The organism is Micromonospora sp. HK10 (assembly GCF_000982955.1).
Lineage (GTDB): Bacteria > Actinomycetota > Actinomycetes > Mycobacteriales > Micromonosporaceae > Micromonospora.
The window spans coordinates 319-15307 of sequence record NZ_KQ058737.1 but is presented as its reverse complement, the minus strand read 5'-3'; the positions used below and the strand labels follow the sequence as shown (position 1 = coordinate 15307).

16 protein-coding genes are annotated in these 14989 nt (G+C 74.5%); 7 read left to right on the top strand and 9 right to left on the bottom strand.

The features are described from left to right. On the top strand, window positions 1-746 hold a 746-nt coding region (locus LQ51_RS08645), incomplete at its 5' end, for a hypothetical protein (protein ID WP_231605598.1). Window positions 747-899: 153 nt separating this feature from the next. Here the strand turns inward: LQ51_RS08645 and LQ51_RS08640 are convergent. From LQ51_RS08640 to LQ51_RS08615, 6 genes are all read right to left on the bottom strand, one after another. Beyond that, window positions 900-1958, bottom strand: a complete 1059-nt coding sequence (locus LQ51_RS08640; RefSeq protein ID WP_046564174.1) for a hypothetical protein — start codon at window positions 1956-1958, stop codon at window positions 900-902. Next, window positions 1955-3307 carry a hypothetical protein gene (locus tag LQ51_RS08635; protein WP_082159325.1) on the bottom strand — a complete coding sequence of 451 codons (1353 nt, stop codon included), beginning with the start codon at window positions 3305-3307 and terminating at the stop codon, window positions 1955-1957. Before LQ51_RS08635 ends, LQ51_RS08640 begins: the two co-directional genes overlap by 4 nt. After that, the gene (locus tag LQ51_RS08630) at window positions 3304-3609 is read right to left on the bottom strand and encodes a DUF6403 family protein (protein WP_046564172.1); all 306 of its coding nucleotides are present in this window, start codon (window positions 3607-3609) and stop codon (window positions 3304-3306) included. Before LQ51_RS08630 ends, LQ51_RS08635 begins: the two co-directional genes overlap by 4 nt. A gap of 79 nt (window positions 3610-3688) precedes the next feature. Further along, window positions 3689-5038, bottom strand: coding sequence for an AAA family ATPase (locus tag LQ51_RS08625; protein WP_046564171.1), 1350 nt, complete (start codon window positions 5036-5038; stop codon window positions 3689-3691). Window positions 5039-5114: 76 nt separating this feature from the next. Continuing rightward, window positions 5115-5765: a hypothetical protein gene (locus tag LQ51_RS08620; protein ID WP_046564170.1), complete on the bottom strand. Its 651-nt coding sequence runs from the start codon at window positions 5763-5765 to the stop codon at window positions 5115-5117. 35 nt (window positions 5766-5800) lie between these two features. Then, window positions 5801-6655 carry an MmyB family transcriptional regulator gene (locus LQ51_RS08615; protein ID WP_046564169.1) on the bottom strand — a complete coding sequence of 285 codons (855 nt, stop codon included), beginning with the start codon at window positions 6653-6655 and terminating at the stop codon, window positions 5801-5803. Between the two features lie 100 nt (window positions 6656-6755). On the opposite strand from LQ51_RS08615, the gene LQ51_RS08610 reads away from it, so the two are divergent. The 3 genes from LQ51_RS08610 (at window position 6756) to LQ51_RS08600 (ending at window position 10254) form a co-directional block, all read left to right on the top strand. After that, entirely contained in the window at window positions 6756-7520 is a 765-nt protein-coding gene (locus LQ51_RS08610; protein ID WP_046564168.1) for an SDR family oxidoreductase, read from the top strand. A 160-nt stretch (window positions 7521-7680) separates the two neighbouring features. After that, entirely contained in the window at window positions 7681-9000 is a 1320-nt protein-coding gene (locus tag LQ51_RS08605) for a radical SAM protein (RefSeq protein WP_046564177.1), read from the top strand. Between the two features lie 327 nt (window positions 9001-9327). Beyond that, window positions 9328-10254, top strand: a complete 927-nt coding sequence (locus LQ51_RS08600; RefSeq protein WP_046564167.1) for an NAD-dependent epimerase/dehydratase family protein — start codon at window positions 9328-9330, stop codon at window positions 10252-10254. A 156-nt stretch (window positions 10255-10410) separates the two neighbouring features. On the opposite strand, the gene LQ51_RS08595 is transcribed toward LQ51_RS08600, so the two are convergent. Further along, on the bottom strand, window positions 10411-11676 hold the full coding sequence (locus tag LQ51_RS08595; RefSeq protein ID WP_082159324.1) for a phospholipase D-like domain-containing protein: 1266 nt from the start codon (window positions 11674-11676) through the stop codon (window positions 10411-10413). Between the two features lie 221 nt (window positions 11677-11897). Here LQ51_RS08595 and LQ51_RS08590 point away from each other — a divergent pair, with 221 nt between their 5' ends. After that, a complete protein-coding gene (locus tag LQ51_RS08590) occupies window positions 11898-12410 on the top strand; it encodes a hypothetical protein (protein WP_046564166.1) in 513 nt (170 codons plus the stop codon). A gap of 71 nt (window positions 12411-12481) precedes the next feature. On the opposite strand, the gene LQ51_RS08585 is transcribed toward LQ51_RS08590, so the two are convergent. Next, window positions 12482-13375 (bottom strand): alpha/beta hydrolase, encoded by an 894-nt coding sequence (locus tag LQ51_RS08585; protein WP_046564165.1) that lies wholly within the window; start codon window positions 13373-13375, stop codon window positions 12482-12484. Beyond that, window positions 13372-14265, bottom strand: coding sequence for an MBL fold metallo-hydrolase (locus tag LQ51_RS08580; RefSeq protein ID WP_046564164.1), 894 nt, complete (start codon window positions 14263-14265; stop codon window positions 13372-13374). The genes LQ51_RS08585 and LQ51_RS08580 overlap by 4 nt, the downstream gene beginning before the upstream one ends. Window positions 14266-14388: 123 nt before the next feature. Between LQ51_RS08580 and LQ51_RS08575 the strand changes: the two genes are divergently transcribed. Both LQ51_RS08575 and LQ51_RS33340 read left to right on the top strand, forming a co-directional pair. Beyond that, window positions 14389-14730: a winged helix-turn-helix transcriptional regulator gene (locus LQ51_RS08575; protein WP_046564163.1), complete on the top strand. Its 342-nt coding sequence runs from the start codon at window positions 14389-14391 to the stop codon at window positions 14728-14730. A gap of 9 nt (window positions 14731-14739) precedes the next feature. After that, window positions 14740-14989, top strand: a 250-nt coding sequence (locus tag LQ51_RS33340) for a VOC family protein (RefSeq protein WP_197087580.1), incomplete at its 3' end; no start/stop codon positions are given.

Genomic DNA, 14989 nt, shown 5'->3' with positions numbered 1-14989 from the left:
GGCCGCGCCGCCCTCGCCCTGCGCCGTGGCGGCCGGGCGCGTTCGCCGCCCGCCGCTACCCTGACGCGGTGGCTCGGCAGAAGCGCAACCGACCGGTTCCCCGCCGCGGGCCGGTGCTGCCCGCGGCCCGGCAGCCACGACCGGCACCGCCGCCCGCCGGGCCGGCCAACCGCTTCCCGACCAACCCGGCGGCGCTCGTCATGGCCGTCCTGATGGGACTCGTGGTCCTCGGCGGGCACCTGGCCGCCAGGTACGTCGACGATCCGGCGCTGATCCCGGACCCGTGGCGCACCGTCACCGCCGTGGTCGCGGCCGTGGTGGTGTTCCTGGCGGTCTCCACGCTGACCCAGCTCGTCACGGTCCTCATGCTCCCGGTGACGGTGCCGGCGGCCCGCGGCTTCCTCACCCACGTCGGCGAGTTCTCGGCGATCGGGGCGATCCTGGGCACCGCCCTGGGCTTCCGGATGGGCGAGCACCTGTTCGTCGCGGCCGGCCGCGACCCGGCCCGCTACGGCTTCCCCGACCTGCTGGCCACCATCAGCGACGCGATCACCCTGATGACGCTGCTGACCGTGGCCCTGTGCTGGATACGGGCCGCCGCCCTCGGCCGGGACCTGGTCCGGGCGGCACGCGACTCGGGCCGGCTACCCGGGCCCGCCGCGTACGCGCCGCTCCTGCTGATCGCCGCCGGCAACTACATCGGCCTGCAGGCCGGCGCCTTCGCCTACCAGTTGCTGGCGAGGTGACCCGCGGCGTCGCGCCGCCTCGAGCCGCGCGGATCGCCGCCGCCTCCTTCCGGTGCGCGGCACCAACGGCGATCCGACCGGCCGTGACCCGCGCGCCGCCGGGAGCCTGCGCCGAGACGGCAAGCCCGCCCCGGCCCGCGGCGCCCGGTCATTTCACCGCCGGCCTCGCCCGCGGGCCCGCTTCCGCCCTGACCTGGCACCGGGGATGGCGCCGACCCTGGTCCCGGACGCCCCGCCGGCACCCCGACCGGACGCCCCGCCGACATCCCGACCGGACGCCCTGCCCGCGCCCCGACCGGACGCCCCGCCCGCGCCCCGACCGGACGCCGCGTCGTCCGCCAGGTCCGCCGCCCGCCGGCTCAGCTCCTCGACCCGCTCGCGCAGCCGGCCCACCGAGCCCCCGGAGGTCGGGTCGGACACCTCGTCCAGCAGCCCGACATAGTCGCCGGCCAACCGCCGGTACGCCGGCCCGACCGGCCCGCCGGCCCGATCCAGGTCGATGATCTGCTGGGCCAGCACCGCGGTGGCCGCGCCCAACGCGGCCCGCTCGTCGGCGCGCGCGTCCCGCACGGCCCGCCGCGCGTCGGCCAGCCGGCCGGCCCGCCGGCCGCCCAGCCAGAGCGCCGCCGCGCCGGCCACCACCCCGACGACCGCGCCGCCGGCCAGCAGATAGCGGGGCAGCGACGGATTGATGGTCCGCGCGCCGTCGGGCAGCAGGCCGGTCCGGACCAACCGGTCGTAGTTGAGCACGATCACCTTCAGCGCCTCGATCGGCCGGTCCACGAACGCGTCCGCGCCCTGGCTGATCACGGTCTCCGCGACCAGCGACCGGCCGATGTCGCGCGGGCTGTCGCCACCGACGCGGGAGCAGCCGTAGGTGTCCCAGTCCTCGCCGTCCCGGCTCATCGCCAGCACCAGCGTGCCCTGGGTGGTGCGTTCGGTGTCGGCGCACGCCTCGCGCAGGTCAGCCCCGGGCGCCATGAGCAGGACCACCAGCCGACGGTTGCCGACGACCCGCTCGGCCGCGGCCCGGTCCAGGTCGACGCCCGGTGCCGCGTAGACCGACGAGACCCGCACGTGCCGGGCCACCGGGCCGTCGAGCAGGCCGCCGGACCACAGCGCCCAGCCGGCCAGCGCCAGGCAGGCCAGCACCGCCCGGCCGAACCCGGTGCCGACCAGCCGGCCGAGCAGCCGGCGCGCGGTGGCGATCACGAGAGGGTCCCCCGCAGGTAGACGTCCGGCCGGTAACCGGGCATCCGCACGTCCCGGGCCACCTGGTCCAGCTCGGCCGCCGCGTCGGCCAGCAGTCCGCGTACGTGCCGGTCGGGCAGGCCGTCGTCCAGCGCGGACCGGGCCGCGCGCAGCCGGGCCACGCCCCGTACCAGCGCCGGGTCGCTGCGGGCGTCGGTGAGCAGGGACAGCTCCACGGCCAGCGCGGACAGCCCGGCCAGCCGGGCCGGGGCACCAGCCGGCCCGACCTCGCCCGGCCGACCCGGACCGGCGCCGCGCACGGTACGGATCGACAACACCACGAACCCGGCCACGCAGCCGGCAAAGAGCCAGGGCAGCGCCGGCAGCGCCACCCGCAGCGGGTCGAACGGCCGGTACGGCAGCGGCCGGTCGAACAGTCCCGCGTACCGCACGTCGGTCACCCGGGCCAGGTACGCGCCGAGCACGTTGAGCTGGGGATAGGCGTAGCGGCTGAGCCGGCCGCCGTACTGCGCGTAGAAGCTGGCCCCGGCCACCTCGGCGAAGTCCGCCGCGCCGGGACCGTGGTACTCGATCCAGTCGCCGTACATCACCACCACCGGCCGCTCCGGGGCGAGCCGGTGCAGCGCCGGCCCGTACGCGGGCAGCGCCCTGCCGTACGGCTGGGCCGGCAGCACCACGAACCACGCCCCGCCCGGGAACGCCTCCCGGGCGGCCTCCTGCGGCAGCCGGGGCAGCGTGGCGCCGGGCCCGACGTACCGGCCGGTGGCGCGCAGCGCGTCGGTGACCGGGGCCAGCTCCGCGGCCGCCGGCTCCCGCCACCGCAGGTCGTCGCGGTCCGGTGGGGACGGTTGCTTGCGTAGCCCGGCAAGCAGGGCGAGCACCTGCCCGGTCACGTCGCCGGTGGCGAACTGCGCCCGCCAGCCCGGCAGGTCGTCCGGCGCGGCCACGTACGGGTCGCCGCTGACCTCGGTGCCGACGATCCGGATGGTGGCGTTCTGCACGTCCTTCACCCGCCGCCGTTCCGCTTCGTCCAGGCCGGGCGGCGCGACCAGGATCCGGGTGTCGGCACCGTCGATGGCGGCGCGCACCCGGGCCTCGTCCCAGTGCGCGACCGCCCCGGGCAGCCGGACCACCGGGTCGGCCGCGACGAGCGCGGTCATCTCCGCCACCGACGGGACGGTGGCGTCGCTCAGCTCACCGGCGGAGCCCTCGTCGGAGAGCGTGGCCGACGACGGTGAGCGCCCGTAGCTGACCGTCACGCTCTGCCGCTGCGCCGCCAGGAACACCGCCAGCACGGCCACCGCAACCCCCAGCAGCGACCAGCGCAGCACGTCCCGACCCGCCCTCACCGGCCGCGCCGCCACATCTCGTCGGCGCGGCGGGCGTGCTCGGCGGCCTCCCGGGCCGCGTCCGCGCCGCCGCGTGCGGCCGCGAGCAGCTCGGCGCGGGCCAGCAGCCGGTCCGCCTCGGGCACCGGAGTCCGGGCGGCGTCCCGGCTGACCCCGGCGTCGTGGATCGCCGCCCGCGCCGACGACCAGGCCACCCGCCGGTTCTCGGCGCGGGCGCGGCGCCGGGGCAGCAACGCGGCGGCGAAGCCCGCGGCCAGCGCCACGACACCCCCGCCCAGCCAGGGCAGCACGCTCAAGGTCATGATCCCTGTCTAACGCACCGCCGCCAGCCGGTACGCCGGGCCGACAGCGGCCCCTCCCGTCGCGCGGGTCCACCGACGATCATGCCGCCGGGGCCGCCGCTCGTCGGGGCCGGACGGCCAGGGCGTCCAGGTGGGCGAGCACCCGCTGGTGCGCCTCCCAGCCGTCCGGGAACTTCACCGGCACGTCCAGGTGCACCCGCTCGGTCGACGGGTGCGCGTCCAGCAGCTCCGGGATCCCGGCCCGCGCCACCACCACGCACGCGTGCCGGTGCCGGGACGCCAGCACGCACAGCCGCCCGGTCTCCAGGTGGAACGCGGTCGCGTCCCGCCGCCCCGACAGCGGGTGCAGCACGATCGTCAGGTCGTACTCCCGGCCCTGGAGGCGGTTGGCGGTGTCGACCGTGACGTCCGCGCCCGCCGTGCCCAGCCGGGCGCGGATCGCCGCGGCCTGGTCGCGGTGCGCGGCGCCGACGGCGATCCGGCCGGCGGTCACCGGCGCGCCGCCGGGAGCCTGCTCGGAGCGGGCGACCGCACCCCGGCGCAGCGCCCGCAGCGCGAGGTCCGCGCAGGCGGTGACGGCCTCCGCATCGGTACGGGGGGTGTGCCGCTCGGGCAGTTCGTAGAGCGCCCAGCCGGACGCGGCGGCCAGTTCCAGGGCGGCGTCCAGCGGGTCGCCCGGGCCCGGTTCGGTGAGGGTCAGCGCCCGCTCGGTCGGGCCGGTGCCGGCGCGGAACCCGGTGAACGGGTAGAAGGCGGCGGCCACCAGCGGCGCGGCCGTGGCGGGCAGCCGCCAGGACACCGGCAGCCGGTGCACCGGCAGGTCCGGGTTGTGCCGCAGCAGGGTGGCCACCGCCGACTGCATCGGGTCCCAGGTGAGGCCGGTCCAGCGGGCCGTCTCGACCGTGGAGAACGGGTCGAGCTGGCCCGGGTCGCCGACGAACAGCGCCCGCTCGAAGCGTCCGGCCACCCGCAGCAGGGCGTCGGAGCGCATCTGGTACGCCTCGTCGACGATCGCCCACGGCCAGCGGCCCTCGGTGACGGTGGCCCACTTGGCGGCCGTACCGATGGTCACGGCCGGACCGCCCAGGTCGGCGACCTTCGCGGCGACCCGGACCCCGGCGTGCTCCCGGACCCGCGCCGACGGCCGGTAGTCGGCGGCGGAGAGCCGGCCGATCCGCAGCTCGGGTGCCGTGCGGGCCAGGCGGTCGACGAGGTCGTCGACCTGCTCGTTGGTCTGCGCCACGATGATCAGCGGGTCGCCGGTGGCGGCGAGTTCGGCGGCGGCGCGGACCACGAGGGTGGACTTGCCGGCGCCCGGTGGGGAGTCGACCACCACGCCGCGGTGCCCGCCGGAGCGCAGGTCGGCGAGCACGGCGGTGATCACCCGTTCCGCCTCGACGGCGGGCGGGACGGTCAACTCGGCACGCATCTGTTCCCTCCCCTGGACCCGGGTGCTGCCCCGCCACCCTACGAGGGCTGGCCGGCGGCGGTGGCGAGGCGGCGGCCTACCGCCCGCGCAGCCTCGCGACGATCAACCGGCAGGAGGTACCCGCCGCACCGGCGGCCCGGGCCAGGTGGGTCCGGTTCTGCTCCACGTAGGTGTAGAGCAGCGCGCCGAGGAAGAGCAGTCCGGCCAGCCAGGCCAGCCAGTCGCCGACCGAGTCCAGCAGTGGCAGGGTGGCGATCAGGGCGGCGGCCGCGGAGAGCGGGAAGACCAGCTGCAAGCCGAACTCGTACCGCAGGGACCGCTCGTCCCGGTGCCGGGCGTAGAAGTCCTCCCAGGTGAGGATGCGTTCGTCACCGGAGCACTCGACGGCGATCGGCCGCAGGACGTCGAGGATGTACCGGTTCGCCGCCTCCCGGTCGCGGCGGCGGCGCAGGATGGTGATCCCGGAGCTGGCGGCCAGGATGGGCACGGTGACCAGCAGCCGCGGGTCGGCGCGATTCGCCACCACGAAGCCGAGGAGCACCGCCACCACGGTCAGGTACGCCCCGACGAGCGCGTGCGACGCCGACGACTTCTGCGCCACCACGGCCCGGATCGCGTGGTACTCGGCGATGAGCAGGTTGGCGCGGGCGTCCAGCCGGCCGCCGCGGGCGGCCTGGTCCGGATGGGGGGTTGCGCTGCCGTGATCGATCACGTCGTTCCACACCACCGCCCAATCATGGCAATGGATGGCAACGTCGCGTCCTACCCCAGGGGCCGGTCGGCGGGGAACCGCTCGTGGCCCAGCACGGCGAGCAGCCGCAGCTTCTCGTCGCCCTCGCTGCGCGGCGGGGCGGTCAGCACGAGCAGCGCCTGGGACTGGTCCTCGGTGAAGAGCACCTGGCAGTCCAGCTCGATCGGGCCGAGTTCCGGGTGGATGAGGGTCTTGTGGTCGGCGAACCGGCTGGCGACCTCGTGCCGCTGCCACAGCTCGGCGAACTCCGGGCTCGCCTGCTGCAGCGCCCGCACCAGCTCGCCGGCCCGCGACCGGGGACCCATCGACCCGTACGCGACGCGCAGGTTGGCGACCTGGGCGCGGCTCTGCCGGTCTCGGTCGTCCTCCGGGTAGCGCAGCCGCTCGGCGGGGTCGGTGAACCACCGGTAGATCTCGCTGCGGGCCAGCCCCGTGTAGCCCGATTTGTCGCCTAACAGGGCTGCCGCCATCCGGTTCTGCACGAGGGTCTCCCCCAGATTGGAGAGGATGAGCGCCGGGGTGTCGTCGAGTCGGTCCAGCACCCGCAGCAGCGCCGGGGCGACGTGGGTGGCGGCGACGACCGGCGTCGGCGGGTTCTGGCCGGCCACCCGGAACAGGTAGTCGCGTTCCTGGCCGGTCAGCCGCAGCGCCCGGGCCAGGGCGGCGAGCAGCTGGGCGCTCGGCTGCGGGCCGCGCTGCTGCTCCAGCCGGGTGTAGTAGTCGGTCGACATGGCGGCCAGGGCGGCGACCTCCTCCCGCCGCAGGCCGGGCGCGCGGCGGCGGGCGCCGGCCGGCAACCCGACGTCCGCGGGCCGCAACGCCTCGCGGCGGCGGCGCAGGAAGTCGGCCAGGGCTGCACGGTCCATGCGCCGAGTATCCGCCCGGCGACCCGGCCAACCAGGGATCGCCGATCCCCCGATAACCGCTCTCTGCCCCCAGCCGGGCACGAACGGCGATCCTCAGACCATGAACATCTCCGGAAACACCGTCTTCATCCCGGGCTCGACGAGCGGGATCGGCCTCGCCCTCGCCCTCGCCCTGCACGCCAAGGGCAACACGGTCATCGTCGGCGGGCGGCGCGCCGACCTGCTCGCGCGGATCGCGGCGGAGCACCCCGGCATCGACACCGTGGAGATCGACACGGCGGATCCCGCCAGCATCGACGCCGCCGCGAAGCAGGTGCTGGCCCGGCACCCGGACCTCGACGTGTTGATCACCATGGCCGGCATCATGCGGGTCGAGGACTGGCACCGGCCCGAGACGTTCCTCGCCTCGGCCGAGGCGACCGTCACGACCAACCTGCTCGGCCCGATCCGGCTGATCGCCGCCTTCGTCGAGCACCTGCGGACCCGGCCGGACGCCACCATCGTCACGGTCTCCTCGGGTCTGGCGTTCACGCCGCTGAAGGCCACGCCCAGCTACAACGCGTCGAAGGCCGCGATCCACATGCTCAGCGAGTCGCTCCGGCTGCAACTGGCCGACACCACCGTCAAGGTCGTCGAGCTGGAGCCGCCGGCGGTCCGCACCGCGCTGCTGCCCGGGCAGGAGACCAGCGAGTTCGCCATGCCGCTGGACGAGTTCGTGGCGGAGGTCATGACGCTGCTCGAGGCGCAGCCCGACGCCCGGGAAATCCAGGTCGAGCGGGTGAAGTTCCTCCGGTACGGGGAGGCGCGCGGCGACTACGACCAGGTCGTCGCGACGCTCAACGCGGCCGACCCGCACGGCAGGTAGCGGGTGTGGGGGACGTGACGCAGGGAACAACCACGGGCTGACCGATCCGTACGGCGCACGCGGGCCGACTAGCTTGGAGGCAGCAGGGAGTCTCCCCCGACCCACCTCAGGCCCCGTGCACCGCCTCGGGGCCTTCGCGCACAACCGCCAGGGAGGGCGCATGCAGTCGCGCACCGATCTCATCGAGGACCTGATGGGGCGTTTTCCCCATGTGCCGAAAGAGGCGGTGATCAAGGAGGACCTGCTTCGGGGCGGCCTGGCGTTCGACGACTCGGCGTTGACCGACAACGAGAGCGGGGCCGTCAAGCCCAAGTCCTACTTCATCTTCTCCTTCGACCACCGGACGCTGCCCGACCTGGGCACCGCCGCGCTGCGCCGGCCGCCGGAGGAGATCGTGCTCACCGGCGGCCCGTACGAGCTGCGCCGCACGGTCGTCTCGGTGCGGACCAACCCCGACTCGCCGTACCGGGTCAAGGACGACGGCGACGGCCGGCTGCGGTTGTTCCTGGACGGCCGGCCGATCGCCGACGTCGGGCTGCCCCCGATGCCGGACTACTACCGGCACACCCTCGCGAACGGGAAGTCGGTGATGGAGGTCGCGCCGACGATCCAGTGGGGCTACCTGATCTACCTGACGGTGTTCCGGGTCTGCCAGTACTTCGGCGCGAAGGAGGAGTGCCAGTACTGCGACATCAACCACAACTGGCGTCAGCACAAGCAGGCCGGCCGCCCGTACACCGGGGTCAAGCCCGTCGAGGAGGTGCTCGAGGCGCTGGAGATCATCGACCGGCACGACACCACCGGCGCGTCGCAGGCGTACACCCTCACCGGCGGCAGCATCACCTCGAAGGTCGACGGGCTGGCCGAGGCCGACTTCTACGGCCGGTACGCCCAGGCGATCGAGGAGCGGTTCCCGGGCCGGTGGATCGGCAAGGTGGTCGCGCAGGCGCTGCCGCGGGCCGACGTGCAGCGGTTCCACGACTACGGCATCCGGATCTACCACCCCAACTACGAGGTGTGGGACAAGCGGCTGTTCGAGCTCTACTGCCCCGGCAAGGAGCGCTACGTGGGTCGGGAGGAGTGGCACCGGCGGATCCTCGACTCCGCCGAGATCTTCGGGCCGCGCAACGTCATCCCGAACTTCGTCGCGGGCGTCGAGATGGCCGCCCCGTACGGCTTCACCAGCGTGGACGAGGCGATCGACTCCACCACCGAGGGCCTGCAGTACTTCATGTCCCGGGGCATCACCCCGCGGTTCACCACCTGGTGCCCGGAGCCCACCACGCCGCTCGGCCGGACCAACCCGCAGGGCGCGCCGCTCGAATACCACATCCGGCTGCTGGAGGCCTACGCCGCGACCATGAAGGCCAACGGCCTGTCCAGCCCGCCCGGGTACGGCCCGCCCGGCGCCGGCCGGGCGGTCTTCTCGGTCAGCTCGTTCATGGACAGCCTGCCGGCGGACGCGGACCCGGAGTCCTGAGGGCCCACCGCGCGGCCCGACGGCCGCCTTCCCGCTGACGCAGCGGCTGGTCACGATGAGCTGACGCGGCGACTGGTCACCATGAGCTGACGCCGCGGCTGGTCACGATGAGCTGGCGCGGCGGCTGGTCACGATGAGCGGAAGCGCCCCGGTCGGGAGCGCGGCGGGGCGATGATGGCGGAGGTCCGACCCATGGTGCCGATCCCGTGGGTGGCCGCCGGGCGGCGCGGTCCGGTTTCCGGCTGTGCGGGGCGACACACCGCCCGGTCATCACAGCCCGGACCGGTACCTCGTCCATCCGGGTGAGACCTGCAGAAGGGAACCGCCATGAGAGTCCTGCTCGCCGGCGCCTCGGGTGCGATCGGCACGCCCCTCACCCGCCAGCTCATCGCCGCCGGCCACCAGGTGGTCGGCATCAGCCGCAGCCCGGCCAACGCCGAGCGGCTGCGCCACGCCGGCGCCGAGGCCGTGGTGGCCGACGTGCTGGACCGGGAGAACCTGCTCGCCGCGGTCCGGGACGTACGGGCCGACGCGGTCGTGCACGAGCTGACCGCACTGGGCAGCCCGAAGCTGCGCGACGCCATGCGGGGCACGAACGAGTTGCGTACCACCGGCACCGCCAACCTGCTCGCGGCGGCCCGGGCGGTCGGCGCCCACCGCTTCGTCACCCAGTCGATCATGCTGGGGTACGGCTACCGCGATCACGGCCCCCGCGTGCTCACCGAGGACGACCCGTTCGGCGAGCCCGTCGGCGGCATGCTGGGCAGCGCGGTGGCGGCCATGCGCTCCGCCGAGGAGCAGACCTTCTCCGCCGACGGGATCGCGGGCGTGGCGCTGCGCTACGGCTTCTTCTACGGCCAGGACAGCATGACCCGGATGATCGTCAACCTGGTGCGCAAGCGCCGGCTGCCGGTGCCCTCGTCCGCCGGTCACACCACCTTCATCTACCTGGAGGACGCCGCCGCCGCGACCGTGGCCGCCCTGGAGAAGGGGCGCGCCGGGCAGGCGTACAACATCGTCGACGACGAGCCGGTGCGCTGGGGCGAGTACCTGGACACGCTGGCCGCCGCGTTCGGGGCGCGCCGGCCGTGGCGGGTGCCGAGCTGGGTGCTGCGGCCGATCCCCTACCTCCACGCCATGATGACCACCTCGATGCGCGTCTCCAACGCCAAGGCCAAGCGCGAGCTGGGCTGGGCGCCGGCCGTGCCCAGCTACCGCGAGGGCATCCCGCTGGTCGCCCGGGCCACCCGCTGACCCGCCCCGGCGCCCGGCGCCCCGGCGCCCGACGCCCCACCGCCCGGCGCCCCACCGACGCGGTCGCGCGCCGGTGCCGGCCGTCCACGCCGGCACCCGGGCCGACGGGGCGGCCGCCGGTCCGGGTGCCGTAGCCGTCCGCCAGGCGTGACCCGGTCAGGAGCAGCCGGCCGTGCCGCCGTTGGCGACCGACCGGATGCCCGGGGTGTCGCGGACCGTCCGGAAGTTGGTCCGGAAGGCGTCGAACACGGTGTTGTCCTCCAGTTGCAGCAGCGTCTCGTCGGACTGCCGCAGCGAGTTGTAGCTGAGGTTGTGGCTGCCGACCCAGGTGATGGTCCGGTCCGCGCCGCCGTAGTAGTTCCCCTCGACCTGCAGGTACTTGCTGTGCGTCCAGACGCTGTCGCCGGCGCAGTAGTACCGCACGACCGGGCCGCCGTACCCGCTGGTGGTGGCGGCCAGCAGGTTCTTCATGGCGGTGACCTCGGAGCTGCTGCCCGGGTCGTACCGCTCGACCACCTCGACGTAGCAACCGGCCTTGTCCAGCGCCCACAGCTTCGCGGCGAGGTACGTGCGACTGAAGATGGTCTGGTTGACCCGGATGATGGTGCGGTGGGTGCCGTCCTGGGTGCCCACCACCGAGTTGCCGAAGCAGGCCACGTTGTCCAGCACGGTGGCGATGGTGTCCTCGCCCGGGTCGCTGTACGGCTGCCCGTTGCTCTCCTGCCGTGGAAAGAAATGGATCTTCGCGGTGCCGGAGGTGACCGCCGGCCGCCCGGTGTCGTAGTAGTTGTTGTTGACCACCCGCGCCTTGAGGTCGTCGAAGTAGCCGCTGTAGGCGTTGTAGATGCCGGTGTTGCCGACCAGGACCAGCGCCGCGTTCCAGCCGCCCAGGCCGTCCCGGCCGGTGTGCAGGTTGGCCGTCGACTGGACCACCACGTTCGCGGCACCCTGGGTGCTGGAGAAGAGGAAGAACTTGTTGTGGTTGATCGAGTCGACGCTGCCCAGCACCCGGTTGCCGATGCAGCCCCGGCCGGCCGGGCAGAACAGGATCCACGACGAGGCGCTGAGGCTGGTGCCGAGGGCGGTCACCAGGGCGGCGTACGGCGCCTTGGTCCGGTCGTTGTCGTTGAAGACGACCTGGACGTTCACCCCCCGGTTCCTGGCGGCGATCAGGGCGTTCGGCACGGTGGCGTCGGTGGCGTAGTACATGGCCATCCGGATCCGGGAGCCGGCCGGCGCGCCGTCGATCAGCTCGACGAGGCGGGTCTGGATCGCGGCCTTCTCGGCCGCCGTGCCGACCGGGTTGTTGAACACGGCCGTGGTGGTGGGGGCCGCCGTCGCCGGCCCCGGCCCGACCGACAGCCCGGCGGCCAGCAGGCATCCGGCGGCGGCCAGCGATGATACGACTCTGCGTAGGGACATGAGCCCTCCCGGTGGGTGAACGGACGAGTCCGTGCATCCACAATGGAACCACCGGGGGCCTCGGCTGGGAACCGCCCCGGGACCACCGGGCGGGTGGTGACCGGAGCCCGTGCGCCGGCCGGTCCCGGCGAGGGGTTGATGCGGGCGGCCGACGGTGCCAGACTGCCAGGTCTGGGAACGCTCCCAGCGACAGCAGTCGATAACTCAACGGAGGTTTGCCCATGCGCTGGACCACCGGCGCGCTGATCGGCGTGGCCATCCTGACCCTGGCCAGCGGATGCGGCACCGACCGGGTCACGTACCCGCCCGGGACCGTCCAGCCGGCCGCGACCGGCACCCAGACCCCGGTGCCGATCGGCCCGAACGTCGCCGAGGCGCTGGAGGTCGCCAACAAGCAGTTCGACCTGCTCGCCGCCGGCGACTGGGCCGGCGCGTACGCACTCTGGACCGACGCCGCGAAGAAGGAGATCAGCAAGAAGGACTTCGCGAAGGTGAACCAGGCCTGCCCGCTCTTCAAGGGCGACCGGATCGAGCTCCAGGACGTCAAGCCGGCGAGCATGGAGCTGGTCGAGCTGACCTGGCGCCACGCCGGCCGCACCGGACACAGCGCGATACGCCAGACCGGCAAGACCTGGCGGTACGACCCGGGCGGGGAGACCCTCGCCGAGTACGCCGCCGGCCCGGACAAGGCGATCGCCAAGCGGAAGGCCGACAACGCCTGCCCGGCGGCCTGACCGGCGGCGACCCGCAGGGACTCGTCCCGGCCGGTCGGGGCACCGGAGGTCCGGGACCTCCGGCCGCCGCCTCAACCGAAATGCCGGTGCAAAAAGGCGGCAGCCGCGTCCACCGCCTCGGTCACGTACGGCTCGACGTCGTAGAGGTCGATGTGCCGCCCGGCGTCCAGCCAGACGAGTTCCTTCTCGCCGGGGGCCCGGCGGTGCAGCTCGGCGGCGAGTTCCGGCGCGCAGTAGGCGTCGGCCCGGCCGTGCACCACGAGCAGCGGGGTCGCGGCGAGCAGCGGGGCCGCGCCGAGCGCGTCGAACGTCATCAGCGCGTGCAGCGAGCCCCGGGTCACCCGGTTGCGCCAGTGCGGCGAGGCGGACCGTTCGGTGCCGTAGTAGGCGTACGGCTCGTCACCGCCCATCGCCGCCTCCGCGCCGCCGGGCGCCACGGCGGGCAGGAACTCGTCGTACCCGTCGAGGAAGCCGGCGAGCGCCGACCGGTAACTGTCGGCCCCCATCCGCTCGACGAACCAGGCCGGGCTGTTGTAGCCGCCGGCGATGCCGACGACCGCCCGCACCCGGGGGTTCTCCGCGGCGGCCCGGACCGCGTAGCCGCCGCCGAGGCAGACCCCGACCAGGCCGATCCGGCCCGGGTCCACCTCCGGCCGGGACCGCAGCAGCTCGACGGCCGCCCGCAGGTCGGCGAGCTTGCCCTGACTGTCCTCGTGCCCCGGCCGGCCGCCACTCTCCCCGAAGCCCCGATGGTCGAAGGCGAGGGTGACGAAGCCGGCGCGGGCGAGCCGGTCCGCGTACACCCCGGCGACCTGGTCCTTGACGCCGGTGAACGGGCCGGTGAGGGCGACCGCCGGCGCCGGCCCGGCCACGGCCGGCAGCCGCAGCTCACCGACCAGCTCGATGCCCTCGCTGGTGAAGGTGACCCGCTCGGGCGGGACGCTCCCGCGCTCCTGGCCGCTCATCGGGCGGGCACCGCCTCGGCGGCCGGCCCGGCGGGCACCGCTTCGGCGGCCAGCTCGGCGGGCACCGCTTCGGCGGCCAGCTCGGTGGCGACCGCGTCGGCGCCCAGGCCGACCAGCCAGTCCAGCGGGGCGTCCGGCAGGAACCGGGTCATCAGCCCGGTCAGTTCCTGCCGCTGGGCGTCGCTGAGCGCCGGTGCGCCGTCGGCGATCCGGCGCACCGCCTCCCGGTACATCAGCAGGTAACGCCGCTGCGCGGCGAGCAGGCTCCCGTCGCTCGGCGCGCCGTGCCCCGGATAGAGCCGGAGCCCGCCCAGCTCACCGTCCAGCCGGTCGAGGGCGGCCAGCCAGCGGCCGGTGTGCCCGTCGGCGGTGTAGGCGTGGGTGCCGTCGAAGGCGAGGTCGCCGATGAAGGCCACCCGCCGTTCACCGCCGGTGACCAGCAGGTACGAGTCGGCGTGGCTCTCCGCCGCGCCGACGTCGTGCACCGCGATCCGCAGCCCGCCCAGCTCGACCGTGCCGCCGGCCGGCACCACGTGCTCCGGCACGCGGTACCGGTCCGGCCACTCGTCGCCGTACACGGGCTGCCACTGCGCCCGCTTCGGCTCGGCCGCCTCGGCGATCGCCTCGGCCACCGCCGCGCTGGCGTGGACCGGCACGTCGTCGGCCACCACGTACGGCAGGCCGTTGAAGTGGTCCGGGTGGGCGTGGGTGACGAACGCGGCCAGCAGCGGCTTGCGCAGCGCCGTCAGCCGGGCCGCGAGGGCCCGCGCGTCGGAGACCAGCAGGTTGGCATCGACGAGCATCACCCCGTCGGCGGTCTCCAGCAGATAGCTGTTGGCGAAGATGCCGCTCTCGGCGGCGGTGTAGGTGTGGATGCGGAACTCGGTCACGGGTCGACCATCCGATCGGCGTCGAGGAACTAGGCTTGGCGCCGACGCTAGGGCGGCCGGCCGGCACCGACCAGAAGGCACTTTCCGGTGCCCTTGCCGGCGATCCGCCGATCGGGAGGTCCGATGGTTCTCGTCATCCCCGACGTACTTCAGGAGAGCTGTTCGACCCGGCAGGCCCTCGAACGGTTCGCGGCCAAGTGGCGGGTCCTGCTGATCTACGCGCTGCTGGCCGGGCCGCAGCGGCACGCCCAACTGCGCCGCCGCCTGCCCGGCATCAGCCAGAAGGTGCTTACCGAGACGCTGCGCGGGATGGAGGCCGACGGCCTGGTGCGCCGCCGGGTGGTCAAGGCCAGCGCCCCGCAGCACGTCGAGTACGAGCTCACCGACCTCGGGCACACCCTGGAGAAGCCGCTCGCGGCGATCTGCGAATGGGCGGCGAGCCAGCCGGCAGCCGAGGAGGGCTAGGGTCGGGACGTGAGTGTGCACGCGCGCGTCGTCGCCGACGACTTCCCGGCGACCGTCGACTTCTACCGCGACCTGCTCGGCAAGCCGGAGACCGTGGTCCCGGATGTCGAGTACGCCAGCTTCGACCAGGGCGGCGAGACCGTCCTCGCGGTGCTCGGCCGCCGCGCCGCCGAGGCGGTGCTGCCGGTGGGCCGGGGCGACGGCGGAATCCTGGTCGTGGTCCCGGTGCCCGACGTGGACGCCGCCGTCGCCGCCCTGC

Excerpts from the sequence above, each read along its gene's own strand:
- LQ51_RS08615 (WP_046564169.1), bottom strand. The coding sequence starts at position 6,655 with ATGGACCGTGCAGCCCTGGCCGACTTCCTGCGCCGCCGCCGCGAGGCG.
- LQ51_RS08585 (WP_046564165.1), bottom strand. The coding sequence starts at position 13,375 with ATGAGCGGCCAGGAGCGCGGGAGCGTCCCGCCCGAGCGGGTCACCTTC.
- LQ51_RS08600 (WP_046564167.1), top strand. The coding sequence starts at position 9,328 with ATGAGAGTCCTGCTCGCCGGCGCCTCGGGTGCGATCGGCACGCCCCTC.
- LQ51_RS08575 (WP_046564163.1), top strand. The coding sequence starts at position 14,389 with ATGGTTCTCGTCATCCCCGACGTACTTCAGGAGAGCTGTTCGACCCGG.
- LQ51_RS08625 (WP_046564171.1), bottom strand. The coding sequence starts at position 5,038 with ATGCGTGCCGAGTTGACCGTCCCGCCCGCCGTCGAGGCGGAACGGGTG.
- LQ51_RS08605 (WP_046564177.1), top strand. The coding sequence starts at position 7,681 with ATGCAGTCGCGCACCGATCTCATCGAGGACCTGATGGGGCGTTTTCCC.
- LQ51_RS08610 (WP_046564168.1), top strand. The coding sequence starts at position 6,756 with ATGAACATCTCCGGAAACACCGTCTTCATCCCGGGCTCGACGAGCGGG.
- LQ51_RS08595 (WP_082159324.1), bottom strand. The coding sequence starts at position 11,676 with ATGTCCCTACGCAGAGTCGTATCATCGCTGGCCGCCGCCGGATGCCTG.
- LQ51_RS08590 (WP_046564166.1), top strand. The coding sequence starts at position 11,898 with ATGCGCTGGACCACCGGCGCGCTGATCGGCGTGGCCATCCTGACCCTG.
- LQ51_RS08630 (WP_046564172.1), bottom strand. The coding sequence starts at position 3,609 with ATGACCTTGAGCGTGCTGCCCTGGCTGGGCGGGGGTGTCGTGGCGCTG.